Annotated in this window: 12 protein-coding genes and 1 pseudogene; 8 read left to right on the forward strand and 5 right to left on the reverse strand. The window is 58.9% G+C overall.

Annotation, left to right across the window (positions count from 1 at the left end; all coding sequences use genetic code 11):
* Positions 1–181: 181 nt before the first annotated feature.
* The gene (gene prmB, locus ACZRKZ_RS04280; RefSeq protein WP_463980789.1) at positions 182–1,090 is read left to right on the forward strand and encodes a 50S ribosomal protein L3 N(5)-glutamine methyltransferase; all 909 of its coding nucleotides are present in this window, start codon (positions 182–184) and stop codon (positions 1,088–1,090) included.
* A 763-nt stretch (positions 1,091–1,853) separates the two neighbouring features.
* Here the strand turns inward: prmB and ACZRKZ_RS04285 are convergent.
* From ACZRKZ_RS04285 to ACZRKZ_RS04295, 3 genes and pseudogenes are all read right to left on the reverse strand, one after another.
* A pseudogene (locus ACZRKZ_RS04285) lies at positions 1,854–1,931 on the reverse strand (outer membrane lipoprotein carrier protein LolA); the annotation flags it as partial.
* A 319-nt stretch (positions 1,932–2,250) separates the two neighbouring features.
* On the reverse strand, positions 2,251–3,054 hold the full coding sequence (locus tag ACZRKZ_RS04290; protein WP_463980790.1) for a hypothetical protein: 804 nt from the start codon (positions 3,052–3,054) through the stop codon (positions 2,251–2,253).
* Positions 3,055–3,155: 101 nt separating this feature from the next.
* Complete coding sequence (locus ACZRKZ_RS04295; RefSeq protein WP_463969764.1) at positions 3,156–4,118, reverse strand: alpha/beta hydrolase; 963 nt, start codon at positions 4,116–4,118, stop codon at positions 3,156–3,158.
* Between the two features lie 142 nt (positions 4,119–4,260).
* Between ACZRKZ_RS04295 and aroC the strand changes: the two genes are divergently transcribed.
* The 3 genes from aroC to ACZRKZ_RS04310 all read left to right on the forward strand — a co-directional run bounded on the left by aroC (position 4,261) and on the right by ACZRKZ_RS04310 (position 7,157).
* Positions 4,261–5,352, forward strand: a complete 1,092-nt coding sequence (aroC, locus tag ACZRKZ_RS04300; RefSeq protein ID WP_149411547.1) for a chorismate synthase — start codon at positions 4,261–4,263, stop codon at positions 5,350–5,352.
* A gap of 13 nt (positions 5,353–5,365) precedes the next feature.
* Positions 5,366–6,514 (forward strand): MFS transporter, encoded by a 1,149-nt coding sequence (locus tag ACZRKZ_RS04305; protein ID WP_463969765.1) that lies wholly within the window; start codon positions 5,366–5,368, stop codon positions 6,512–6,514.
* Positions 6,515–6,611: 97 nt separating this feature from the next.
* The gene (locus ACZRKZ_RS04310) at positions 6,612–7,157 is read left to right on the forward strand and encodes a 1,2-dihydroxy-3-keto-5-methylthiopentene dioxygenase (protein WP_463980791.1); all 546 of its coding nucleotides are present in this window, start codon (positions 6,612–6,614) and stop codon (positions 7,155–7,157) included.
* A gap of 129 nt (positions 7,158–7,286) precedes the next feature.
* Here ACZRKZ_RS04310 and ACZRKZ_RS04315 read toward each other — a convergent pair whose 3' ends face one another.
* On the reverse strand, positions 7,287–7,565 hold the full coding sequence (locus ACZRKZ_RS04315; protein ID WP_463969767.1) for a DUF3509 domain-containing protein: 279 nt from the start codon (positions 7,563–7,565) through the stop codon (positions 7,287–7,289).
* Between the two features lie 410 nt (positions 7,566–7,975).
* Between ACZRKZ_RS04315 and ACZRKZ_RS04320 the strand changes: the two genes are divergently transcribed.
* From ACZRKZ_RS04320 to ACZRKZ_RS04335, 4 genes are all read left to right on the forward strand, one after another.
* Positions 7,976–9,802 (forward strand): long-chain-acyl-CoA synthetase, encoded by a 1,827-nt coding sequence (locus tag ACZRKZ_RS04320; protein WP_463980792.1) that lies wholly within the window; start codon positions 7,976–7,978, stop codon positions 9,800–9,802.
* A gap of 96 nt (positions 9,803–9,898) precedes the next feature.
* On the forward strand, positions 9,899–10,414 hold the full coding sequence (locus ACZRKZ_RS04325; RefSeq protein WP_149411553.1) for an ankyrin repeat domain-containing protein: 516 nt from the start codon (positions 9,899–9,901) through the stop codon (positions 10,412–10,414).
* Positions 10,415–11,019: 605 nt separating this feature from the next.
* Positions 11,020–11,550: a hypothetical protein gene (locus ACZRKZ_RS04330; protein ID WP_463969770.1), complete on the forward strand. Its 531-nt coding sequence runs from the start codon at positions 11,020–11,022 to the stop codon at positions 11,548–11,550.
* Between the two features lie 68 nt (positions 11,551–11,618).
* Positions 11,619–11,810, forward strand: a complete 192-nt coding sequence (locus tag ACZRKZ_RS04335) for a PLDc N-terminal domain-containing protein (protein WP_463969771.1) — start codon at positions 11,619–11,621, stop codon at positions 11,808–11,810.
* Between the two features lie 199 nt (positions 11,811–12,009).
* Here ACZRKZ_RS04335 and ACZRKZ_RS04340 read toward each other — a convergent pair whose 3' ends face one another.
* The gene (locus ACZRKZ_RS04340) at positions 12,010–12,480 is read right to left on the reverse strand and encodes a methylated-DNA--[protein]-cysteine S-methyltransferase (protein WP_149411555.1); all 471 of its coding nucleotides are present in this window, start codon (positions 12,478–12,480) and stop codon (positions 12,010–12,012) included.
* Positions 12,481–12,757: the final 277 nt, after the last annotated feature.

Genomic DNA, 12,757 nt, shown 5'->3' on the forward strand with positions numbered 1-12,757 from the left:
GAATCGCTACCATCGTAAGGTACGCCGCTGTTGGCCTACAGCCATGTCAAGAGGGGGCGTTGTGTAACAGAAAAAAGCACAAGCGGATGAAATCCGACGTGCGGTGAAGTTTTTTCGTACATCGTCCGTACAGCTTAAGACTGTTAGAATCGCCAGTCGTTTTTTCCAGGAGCCTGCCCCCGTGATCACTTCCCGCCTGCGCACTTTGCGCGACCACATCCGTTGGGCTGTCAGCCGTTTCCATGGGGAAGACCTGTTTTTTGGCCATGGCACCGACAATGCCTGGGACGAAGCCCGGCAACTGGTGCTCGGCGCCTTGCACCTGCCGTGGGAAATTGCCGACAGTTATCTGGACTGCAACCTGGAAGAGGATGAACTGGTCAATCTGCAGCGCTTGCTCAAGCGCCGGATTGAAGAGCGCATTCCTACCGCCTACCTGTTGGGCGAAGCCTGGTTTTGCAGCATGTCGTTTATCGTCGATGAGCGAGTGCTGATCCCGCGTTCGCCGATTGGCGAGCTGATCGAAAACCGCTTCGAACCTTGGTTCGCCGTACCGCCGGCGCGCATCCTCGACCTGTGCACCGGTTCTGGCTGCATCGGCATTGCCTGTGCCTACGAGTTCCAGGACGCCGAAGTGGTACTGGCGGACTTGTCGTTCGAAGCGCTGGAAGTGGCCAACCAGAACATCGAGCGTCATGGTGTCGATGAGCGGGTCTACACCGTTCAGGGCGACGGCTTCGACGGCCTGCCGGGCCAGCGTTTTGACCTGATCGTTTCCAACCCGCCGTATGTCGATGCCGAAGACTTCGCCGACATGCCCGACGAATACCAGCACGAACCCGAACTGGGCCTGGCCTGCGGTGAAGATGGCTTGAACCTGGTACGGCGCATGCTGGCCGAGGCGGCGGATCATTTGACCGAGAAAGGCTTGTTGATCGTCGAGGTGGGCAACAGCCAGGTTCATGTCGAGGCGCTATACCCCGAGGTAGATTTTGCCTGGCTGGACTTCAAGCGGGGCGGGCATGGGGTGTTTATGCTCACCGCCGAACAGTGCCGGCAGCATCAGGCGGTGTTTGCCTCAAGGGTTTAACCTTGCTCACTGTAGGAATCGGGACACAAAATGTGTGGCTTGCCTGCGATAGCGATGGGTCAGTCAATGTTGAGGCAGTATCTGGCAATTGAGTACATATCCGTTATTTTGGTCAGGGCGGCTTAGGGTTACGCCCTTACGGCGTGTCACTTTTGGAAAAGAGCCCCAAAAGTAACCAAAAGGGCTCTTGCCCCACCACTTGGTGCCTCGCTTAGGCTCGGCATGCCTTCACTCCGGCATTGCTCCGTGGGCCGCCGCGATGGGCCATCCTTGGCCCAGCGCGGCTAAACCGGCGTCCTGCCGGTTTACCCACGGATCAATGCCTGCGTTCAGCCATCGTGGTTAACGGGGCGCCTTAGATCAAGATCAAAAGCAAAAGCACGGCGGCCTGGTAGCCGACCTGAGTGGTGAAAAGCAAAGGCGGATCTACTGTAATTGGATGGACTCGCCCAAGCCGAGGCGTCAATGCGCCATGGCGTCATTGTTAACGACCATCGTCGGAACGCCGCCCGGAGCAAGCTCGCTCCTACAGGTGGGGGCTGTGTTCGCTTCAGATAGATCAACAGCAGATCAAGAGCTAGCGCCGATCCGCTTTTCTGTAGGAACTGGCTTGCCTGCGATGGACTGATAGGCACTGTGTTCATCCAGGAAGCCTGCGTTATCGTTAACGACCATCGCGAGCAAGCTTGCTCCTTCAGGTGGGGGCTGTGTTCGCTTCAGATAGATCAACAGCAGATCAAGAGCCAGCGTCAATCCGCTTTTCTGTAGGAGCGAGCTTGCTCGCGAAGAACCTGAGGGCGCCGCGTTTATCCAGGAAGCCCGCGTTATCGTTAACGACCATCGCGAGCAAGCTCGCTCCTACATTTTCACCACTCAGGTCGGCTACCAGGCCGCCGTGCTTTTGATCTTGATCTAAGGCGCCCCGTTAACCACGATGGCAATGCCGGAGTGAGGGCATGCCGAGCCACAGCGAGGCACCAAGTGGTGGGGCAAGAGCGCTTTGGTTACTTTCGTCTGGGCCGGCATTCCGGCTTTTCGAAAGTGACACGCCGTAAGGGCATAACCCCAAGCCGCCCTGACCAAAATAACGGATATGTACCCAGCCCAGCCTCTGCCCGCAGCCCCATATTCAACTCAATTTCTTCAGTGCGAATCAGTTGTCAGCGATGCGTCGCAATCCAGATCAACAACCCCGCCTGAAACACCGTAAACGCCACCAGGCAAGTAATGGTGAAGCGCAAACCGCTGTCTTCGCGCTTGAACTTGATGACCTTTTCCTCTTCCTTGCGCAGCCTCACTTCCTGCTCCGCCAGGTTCTGCTCGGCTTGCTGCAGCATCTGCGCCGCTTCGAGGATTTCCACGAACTGCAGCTTTTCGGTGTTCCAGCTGTCCAGCAGGTCGCTGACCTTGCCCGGTTGCACGTTGCCCTTCAAATGCTGGACATCGGCGTAGGCCACATCAAAGCCCTGGATGCGCAGGAAGTGATCACGCCGCAGGCGCGTGGCTTCGTTCAGCGCATCCTTGTTCGCCAGGTCGACACCGTCGACGCGATAGTGCGACCACTTCTTTTTTGCCCAGGCGACACCCTGTGCCACCAGGAAGCGACCGATGCCACGGTTGGCCGGTTCGATCTCCAGGCTGTTGCCTGGGCCGAAATGCACCCGCTGGGTGGCGTGTTCAACCCAGATATCCAGGTGATTCTGTTCGCGCCGCACTCGCTGCCCAGGCAGTTGGATGACCATGCGTAGCAGGCTCTGGTCCTTGTTATTGCGTTCGGCGTAGCCAAATTGAACAAAGCGCAACGGCCGCACGCCGGTGGCGCGATCAGTTGCCAAGGGCGCCAGGCGCAGCATTTTGAAGTGTTCGGCCTGAACCTGCGCCCACGGCAGCGCAGCCGCTGCGGCCGCTTCGGTTTCAGCGGGGGCGGCGGCGGGAGATTCCGGTATTGCGTCGGTGTTCGTCATTCGGTGCGATCCTGTCCAAGCCCCTGCGAGTCGACAGTCTTTTTGCTGTTGACCCTGTGCTTATCGGCCGCTTTATTCAGGACTGGAGGGCAAATGCTCGCTTAACTGGGGCGAAGTCCGTCGATAAAGCGAATCAGGCGGGTACCCAGTTCAGCGGCGAGAGGCAATTGCGGGTTGTTGTAGGAGGCCAATTGCTGCTTCACATCGTTGGGGACGATACGCATCACATGGTTCATGCCTTCGATCACGGTCAGCTCGGCATCCGGTTTGGAGGCCTTGAGTTTCTGCGCGTCAGCCACGCCCACTTGCAGGTCGTTGGTGCCCTGGATGATCAGGGCCGGCATCGTCAGCTTGGCAAACGCGGCCGAAGGATCGGCGCGGAACAGGCTGATCAGATAAGGCTGCACGCTGGGCCGGAAAATGCCCTCAAGTGGGCCGGGTACATCGGCGTCCACCTGACCGGACTTGAGGTGGTCGAGAATCTGGTTACTGCGCAGCAACAGGGCCGGGGGCAGATGGTCAGCCAGTTGCTGGCGGATCACCTGGTCCACCGGGCGGGCGCTGCCGGACAGGGAAATCACCCCGGCGGGATTGAGTTGCGGGGCGGCGAGGGCGGCCACCAATGCGCCTTCGCTGTGGCCCAGTACAATCAGCGGCCCCAGGCGCGGGTCGGTTTTCAGCAGTTTGCCCCAGGCGACGGCGTCGGCCACGTAGGCGTCCAGGGTCAGGTTGCGCTCATCGGGTGTTGCCGCGAGGCTGGCGGCCACACCGCGCTTGTCATAGCGCACGCTGGCGATGTTGTGTTTGGCCAGCACCCACGCCAGGCGTTTGAGGCTGTCGTTACGTGCGCCATCGGCGCTGTTGCCGTTGCGGTCGGTGGGTCCTGAGCCTGCAATGATCAGTACCACGGGCACCGGGCTGTCGGATTTGGGCAGCAACAGCGAGCCAAACAGCTCGCCGCTGCCGGTGTCCAGGCTGATGGGCCGTTGCAGCACGACAGGGGAGGCGGCGAAGCCAAGGCTGGAAAACAGGGTGAGGGTCAAGAGCAAGACTCGAAGCATCATCGCGCCATCATGAGGAAGGTGCCGGTTGGACCAACGTCTACCGGTAAGGTTTCGAGGATGAACTACTGAGAGAGCCTGCGTATACTGGCGCGCTTAGTTATCACGGTTGAGTTATTTCAGCTGATTTCACGGAGCGCCCTGCATGTCCGGCAATACCTACGGCAAGCTGTTCACTGTCACCACCGCTGGCGAAAGCCATGGCCCGGCGTTGGTCGCCATTGTCGACGGCTGCCCGCCGGGCCTTGAGCTGTCCCTGGAAGACCTGCAGCGCGATCTGGATCGCCGCAAGCCCGGCACCAGCCGCCACACCACCCAGCGCCAGGAGCCCGACGAAGTCGAAATCCTCTCCGGTGTGTTCGAGGGCCGCACCACCGGTTGTGCCATCGGCCTGTTGATCCGCAACACCGACCAGAAGTCCAAGGACTACTCGGCTATCAAGGACCTGTTCCGCCCGTCCCATGCCGACTACACCTACCATCACAAATACGGTGAGCGCGATTACCGTGGTGGCGGTCGCAGTTCGGCGCGGGAAACCGCCATGCGCGTCGCAGCCGGCGCCATTGCCAAGAAATACCTGGCCACCCAGGGCATCGTCATTCGCGGCTACATGAGCCAGCTCGGCCCGATCGAAATCCCGTTCAAGACCTGGGACAGCGTTGAAGAAAACGCCTTCTTCAGCCCCGACCCAGACAAAGTGCCGGAGCTGGAAGCCTACATGGACCAGTTGCGCCGGGATCAGGATTCCGTCGGCGCCAAGATCACCGTAGTCGCCGAAGGCGTGATGCCGGGCCTGGGCGAGCCAATCTTCGACCGCCTGGACGCCGAACTTGCCCATGCGCTGATGAGCATCAACGCGGTCAAGGGCGTGGAAATCGGCGCCGGTTTCGCCAGTGTTGCCCAGCGTGGCACCGAGCACCGCGACGAACTGACGCCTGAAGGGTTTGTCAGCAACAACGCTGGCGGTATTCTCGGCGGCATTTCCTCCGGCCAGCCCATCGTTGCGCACCTGGCACTCAAGCCAACGTCGAGCATCACCACGCCAGGGCGTTCCATTGATGTTCACGGCAACCCGGTGGACGTGATCACCAAGGGTCGCCATGACCCGTGTGTCGGCATCCGTGCCACGCCGATTGCCGAAGCAATGATGGCTATCGTGCTGATGGATCATCTGCTGCGCCATCGCGGGCAAAATGCCGATGTGCGTGTGAGCACCCCGGTGTTGGGTCAGTTGTGACGGTCTGACGGCCGTGGCAGCGCTTGCGTACTGGCGGCTCTCCAGCTTTTACCTGTTCTATTTCGCCCTGCTCGGATCGACAGCGCCATTCCTGGCACTGTATTTCGATCACCTCGGGTTTTCCAGCGCGCGCATCGGCGAGTTGGTAGCTATCCCCATGCTGATGCGCTGCGTGGCGCCCAATATCTGGGGCTGGCTGGGGGACTACACGGGCCGGCGCCTGGCCATCGTGCGGTTTGGCGCAGTCTGCACCCTGTTGAGCTTTTCGCTGATCTTCATCAGCAAGTCTTACGCCTGGCTGGCGCTGGTCATGGCCTTGCACGCTTTCTTCTGGCATGCGGTGCTGCCGCAGTTTGAAGTGATTACCCTGGCGCATTTGCAAGGCCAGACCTCGCGCTACAGCCAGATCCGCCTGTGGGGCTCCATCGGTTTTATCCTGGCCGTGGTGGCCCTGGGTCGCCTATTCGAGGCCTTGAGCCTGGACATTTACCCGGTGGCGATCGCGGTGATCATGGCGGGCATCATCGGTGCCAGCCTATGGGTGCCCAATGCCCAACCGTCGACCCAGGGCAATCGCCTGGCCGCCGATGGCTTCTTGCGCCAACTAAGCAGCCCCGGCGTAATGGCGTTTTATGCCTGCGTCGCGCTAATGCAAATGAGCCACGGCCCGTATTACACCTTCCTGACCCTGCACCTTGAACATCTTGGCTACAGCCGTGGCGTGATCGGCCTGCTCTGGGCCCTGGGGGTGGTGGCGGAAGTGTTGATGTTCATGGCCATGAGCCGGATTCTGACGCGCTTCTCGGTGCGCCGGGTGCTGATCGCCAGTTTTTTGCTGGCGGCGATGCGCTGGCTGTTGCTGGGTTCGTTTGCCGAGTTTTTCTGGGTGCTGCTGTTTGCCCAGGTCTTGCACGCCGCTACTTTCGGCAGTTTTCATGCTGCTGCCATTCAGTTCGTCCAGCGTAGCTTCGGCGCTCGCCAGCAAGGCCAGGGACAGGCGCTGTATGCCGCTCTTGCCGGCACCGGAGGCGCGGTGGGCGCCTTGTATTCGGGGTATAGCTGGAACCTGCTGGGGCCGACCCTGACTTTCAGTATTGCCAGCCTCGCGGCCCTCGCGGCCGCTGTGATCATGGCTGTTCGATTGCCAGAGGAGCAGTCATGAGCCGTGGTGATCAAGAAGCAGCCTTGCGCCTAATGATTTATACCGCCCGACCGGACCTTGAAATGCCGAACGGTGGTGCCGACCGAGGAACCCTTTCATGAGCAGTCTTTTCGTTTACCACATCAGTACCCCGGATACGCCGAACAAGGTGCTGACCCATTTCGACGATATCGCATCCACGCTGGCCGAGCAGGGCGTGGGTTTTGAGCGTTGGCAAGCCGCTACCAGGATCGAGGCGGGCGCCAGCGAGGTCGACGTGATTTCGGCGTACAAGGCACAGATCGACACGCTGATGACCAAGGGCGGCTACGCCTCGGTGGGTGTGCTCAGCGTCAACAGCGATGATCCGCAAAAAGCCGAAATTCGCGCGCGGTTCCTCGACGAACACCGCCATGGTGTCGACGAAGTCCGTCTTTTCGCTGCAGGCCGTGGGCTGTTCAGTTTGCACATTGGTGACTACGTCTATGCCGTGCTGTGTGAGAAAAACGACCTGATTTGTGTACCCGCCGGGACGGCTCGCTGGTTCGATATGGGCGAGGAACCGCGATTCGTGGCGATCCGCCTGTTCAGGGGCGCCGAAGGTGGGGGTGAGCACTTGACTGGCGACGATATCGCCAATGGTTTCCCGCGTCTGGACGATTGACGCTGCTGACCACTGCCTCACCGGCAACGGTTACGTTTCATCTGCGAAACATCTATTGCCAATAATGCGGTAAAAAAAAACGGGCCGTGATGCACGGCGGCATCACGACCCGATAAATGAAACGTGCGCTTATGCCGAGTGGTAGGTCGGCAGGGCAAAGCGATGCTGGCTTTGCAACATCGAAATCTGCGGCAGTTCGCTGGCTTGTTCGGCCAGGTCACGACGGATGGCGCTGATGACCCACGTCAGTTGATCGGCCGTGTGCAACTGCTGATAAGAAATCGAGCGCTTGATTTGCTTGCCTTCGCTGTTGCGCAGGGTCAGCAGGATGCCACCGTCAGGACGGGCCTGGGTGGTGACGTCGAAATTGGAGAACACAGAAGAAAACTTATCTTGGATCAGGCTCATGTCTATCAGCTCCGTTAGCTCATGATTGGCAAGCGTGGAGTGATAGGTGCAGTGATTGTGCCAGTATTCTGTTTTTATAAAAATCGTTATAAATCAACGTGTTGTAAATTTTCCCTATTTTTGGATTCGTGCAATCTGCATGAATGGCCATCGTGCATCCTGCATTTTGCTTTGTTCAGGCGGGAATTTTGCCGTTGCCGGACAAGGCAGGACATCCATACCGACCACTCAATGGCTGTATAAATTCCCTTTATCGTCTCCCGCTGATCCGGGATACAAAACTTTTCAAATCCTGCGTGTACAGCCAAAGAATGGTTGGCGTATTTTCCTGCAAGCCATTCATCGTTAGTCCTACAGGGGATGGATGGCCAAGGATCATACGAATAATAAGAAAAAGGACGTTCCCGCTTATGAGCCATCAGCAAAGTGACATGATTACCTGGGGCATGATGTTGCGTAAGGTGCCCACTATCGTCCGGGCCTTGCCAAGGCTGGTACGCGGCATCCGCGTCGCCAACATCACCGACCCCAACCAGCCTTGCGGGCTGGGCTTCACCTTCGAACAGGCCACCCTGCGCAACCCCAATGGCGCCGCGTTGCTGTATGGCGACCGGGTGCTCAGCTACACCGAGGCCAACCAGCAAGCCAACCGCATTGCCCATTATCTGCTGGAACAGGGCATCGGCAAGGGCGACGTGGTGGCGCTGTTTATCGAAAACCGTCCGGAACTGTTGTTGACCGTGCTGGCCGTGGCCAAGGTCGGCGGCATTTGCGCCATGCTCAACACCGCACAAACCCACGCGGTGCTGGTACACAGCCTGAACCTGGTCAAACCGGTGGCCATTGTCGTGGGGGCGGAACTGGTCGCGGCCTACACGGCCGTGCGCGATCAGGTGGCGATTGATCCGGCGCGAACCTGGTTTGTCGCCGAGCAGCTCCAGACCCCTGCGCCGGATGGCTACGTCGACTTGATGGCATCCAGCGCTGGAGCCTCGGTGGGCAATCCGGCCAGCAGCCAGCAGATCTACTTCAACGACCCTTGCTTCTACATCTACACCTCCGGCACCACGGGCCTGCCCAAGGCCGGCATCTTCAAGCATGGGCGCTGGATGAAATCCTCAGCCAGCTTCGGCACCATCGCCCTGGACATGGGGCCCGATGACGTCATGTATTGCACCTTGCCGCTGTATCACGCCACGGGCTTGTGCGTGTGCTGGGGCTCGGCGATAGCCGGGGCGTCGGGATTTGCCATCCGCCGCAAGTTCAGCGCCAGCCAGTTCTGGGACGATGTACGTAAATTCAACGCCACGACCCTGGGATATGTCGGTGAACTGTGCCGTTACCTGATCGACCAACCGCCCAGCGTGCACGACCGGGACAACCGCGTGGTGAAAATGATCGGCAACGGCCTGCGCCCTGGGGTCTGGGCACAATTCAAGGAGCGTTTCGGTGTCGATCACATCTGCGAACTGTATGCCGCCAGCGACGGCAATATCGGCTTCACCAATGTGTTGAATTTCGATAACACCATCGGTTTTTCCCTGATGCACTGGGCGCTCGTGGACTACGCCCATGACACCTGCGAGCCGATTCGCGGCAGCAACGGCTTCATGCGCGAAGTGCAGAAGGGCGGCCAGGGCCTGCTGCTGGCCAGGATCGACGACAAGGCACCCTTCGATGGCTACACCGACCCCGAGAAGAACCGCAAGGTGGTGCTCAGCGATGTGTTTGAAAAGGGCGATCGCTATTTCAACACCGGTGATCTGTTGCGCAGCATCGGTTTCGGCCATGCGCAATTTGTCGACCGCCTCGGGGACACCTACCGCTGGAAAGGCGAAAACGTCTCCACCACCGAAGTGGAAAATATCTTCATGCAACACCCGCAGATCGCCGAAGCGGTCGCTTATGGCGTCGAGATCCACAACACCAACGGCCGGGCCGGGATGGCGGCGATTACCCCGTCTGAATCCCTGGCGGCTCTGGATATGCGGGCGTTATTGCAGTTTGCCCATGGCCAACTGCCGTCCTATGCCGTGCCATTGTTCCTGCGGATCAAGGTGACAATGGAAACCACCGGTACCTTTAAATACCAGAAGGTGCGGCTCAAGGAAGAAGCGTTCGACCCGGCCAAGGTCGGTGACGATCCGCTGTACGCCTGGCTGCCGGGCTCCGATACCTATGTGCCCGTGACCGGCGACATGCTTGTGGATATCCAGGCAGGTAAGTTTCGCTATTGATTGTGCCTATGGCCGCGGTGAGGAAAAAAGGGGTGACAGGTTTGGCGGCGCTCGGGAAACTGAGCGCCTTACGAAATGCCGAACAAGGAGCCACAGATGACAGACCAAGCCAAACAAATGACCGAAGAAGAAGCTGCCGAGTTTGCCGAGCAGGTCTTCGACGTGGCGCGCAAGGGCGATGCAGCCTTGCTCGCGGCACTGCTGGCCAAGGGCTTGCCGGCCAATCTGCGTAACCACAATGGCGACACCTTGTTGATGCTGTCCGCCTACCACGGCCACGCCGATGCGGTGAAAGTGCTGCTGGAATTCAAGGCCGATCCGCAGATTGCCAACGACAAGAACCAGTTGCCGATTGCTGGTGCGGCGTTCAAGGGCAACCTGGACGTGGTCAAGGCGCTGATCGAAGGCGGTGCCCAGGTTGAAGGCGCATCCGTCGATGGTCGTACTGCGTTGATGATGGCAGCGATGTTCAATCGCACCGAGATGGTGGATTACTTGATCTCCAAGGGCGCCAACCCCAAGGCAACGGACGCCCAGGGCGTTACCGCGCTGGCTGCGGCCCAGACCATGGGCGCAGTGGATACGGCGGCGCAGTTGCAAAAACTGGTGTAGGCGCGGCGGGACGTAATGTCTTGCACGGTCAACATGTGGGTAGGTTGGGTTGGGTTGGGTACATATCCGTTATTTTGGTCAGGGCGGCTTAGGGTTACGCCCTTACGGCGTGTCACTTTTGGAAAAGAGCCCCAAAAGTAACCAAAAGGGCTCTTGCCCCACCACTTGGTGCCTCGCTTAGGCTCGGCATGCCTTCACTCCGGCATTGCTCCGTGGGCCGCCGCGATGGGCCATCCTTGGCCCAGCGCGGCTAAACCGGCGTCCTGCCGGTTTACCCACGGATCAATGCCTGCGTTCAGCCATCGTGGTTAACGGGGCGCCTTAGATCAAGATCAAAAGCACGGCGGCCTGGTAGCCGACCTGAGTGGTGGAAAGCAAGAGCGGATCGACTGCCACTGTAGGAGCGAGCTTGCTCGCGATGGTCGTTAACGATGACGCGGGCTTTCTGAGTGAGCGCGGTGCCTGTAAGTCCATTGCCGGCAAGCCCCTGCCATCGGCAACCTCAACAGATGTGTAGATACCGGCCAAAACTGGAATTGTTGCCCTCCATAGACCAGTGTTATCTTCGCGCCCTCAAAACCAGCCTCAGCCACAGGATTCGCCCCATGAAAACCGCACTCGTCGAACTCATCAACAAAATCAGCTCCGGCTGCATGAGCGAAACCGAGGTCGTAAAAGTGGCCGACGAAGCGGCCCAGGCGTTTGCTGATCCCGAGGCGTTTCTGGCGGCCAACCCGGACATCAACTACGACGACACTTTTCCGATTCCCTTGGGTGAATGGATTGTCGTCGGCAGCCTGCCGGACACCGTGCTTTTTCAGGCCGATACCTATCAGGACCTGTTCGCCCAGATCGTCGCCTCCTTCGGCCCCGGCGTGGCGTTCAACCTCAAACCCAAGCAGCTTGCTAAAACTGAGGCGCTCACCGCGCTGAACCGCATCCAGATCCAGATGAGCGCTCTGAACCCGGAAAACGGCGGCTATGTGCTGATGAATTTCAGCCAGTTGCTCGATGACGAGATTCAGATGGTGCTGGTCTATGGCAACGATGTGCCACGGGTGCTGGAATTGTGTGCCCAGGTTGGCATCAAGGGCGAGCCGTCCCTGGAAGCCCTGCGGGTTGCGGTCCACGTCTGAAATAATACGGAACCCTAGTCACGGCGAACTATCCTAAAGAGGCAAGCCCTCACTATAGGAGCGACACCATGGGTTCCACTTTTAATAGTCTGATCGGGTTGATCATCCTGGCGCTGGATATCTGGGCGATTATCAACGTGTTCAAAAGCGGCGCCGGTACCGGGGCAAAAGTGCTGTGGATCCTGTTGATCCTGCTGCTGCCAGTGTTGGGCTTGATCATCTGGGCGATTGCCGGGCCACGGGGCAATGTGCGGATCTGACTGATCACCCTGCTACGGGGAATATCTACACAAAATCACCGTAGCAGTTGTCGAGCCCCAGCGAGGCTACGTCAGCCACACCGCTGCCATCAGATCAGCCCCCAGCACCAGTCGCCCCCAACCAGTCTCGCTAAAGCTTGACCGTGAACGGAGTATCTACGGTCGCGTCATGGCAATGGCTTTGATACGGTTGAGTTGTTCAAATTAACCAACTGCCTTCCAGCTCCAGCAGTTTCAACTTGTTTTCAATCCCGCCACCGTACCCCACCAGCGTTCCATCACTGCCCACCACCCTGTGGCAGGGAATGATGATGGAAATCGGATTGGCGCCATTGGCAGTGCCTACGGCGCGAATGGCCTTGGGATTGTCCAGGTGCCGGGCCTGCTCGCCATAAGTCCAGGTACGCCCGTAAGGAATCAGCAACAGTGTTTGCCAGACCTGCTGCTGGAACGGCGTGCCCACTGGCGCCAGGGGTAGCTCAAAGACTTCCCTTTTTCGGGCGAAATACTCATCAAGCTGGCGGCACACCTCGTCCAGCTCATTCGTTGCCGGGGACCATTGCGCCTGGACATGCTCCTGGTGGATGTCCATGTACAACACGCGCAGCCCCTGTTCGTCCGCCGCCAAAAGCAGCGGGCCGAGAGGGCTTGGGTGGTAGCGATAAAACATGCGGGTCAATCCACAGAGGCAGGTCGGACTCAACGATAAAGCCTGAGCAGTTTTTTGTGTATCGAGATATTCGCTGTACAAAATTTTCACATTCTATCCAAGACAATTCGCCGGCTTTATTTCCTCTGCCAAGGCTCTAAGCTGGCATCTGCAACGGTGGGAAAGTAGAACGCGGTCAGTAATCAATGGCGTAGACGCTGTTGATCGGGCACCATTTGCCCCCCCGCGTCAGTGCTCAACCTCGATTGGTATGGGCGAGGGCTGTACGCCGCTGCAT

The sequence above is a fragment of the Pseudomonas sp. c313 genome, assembly GCF_055407145.1.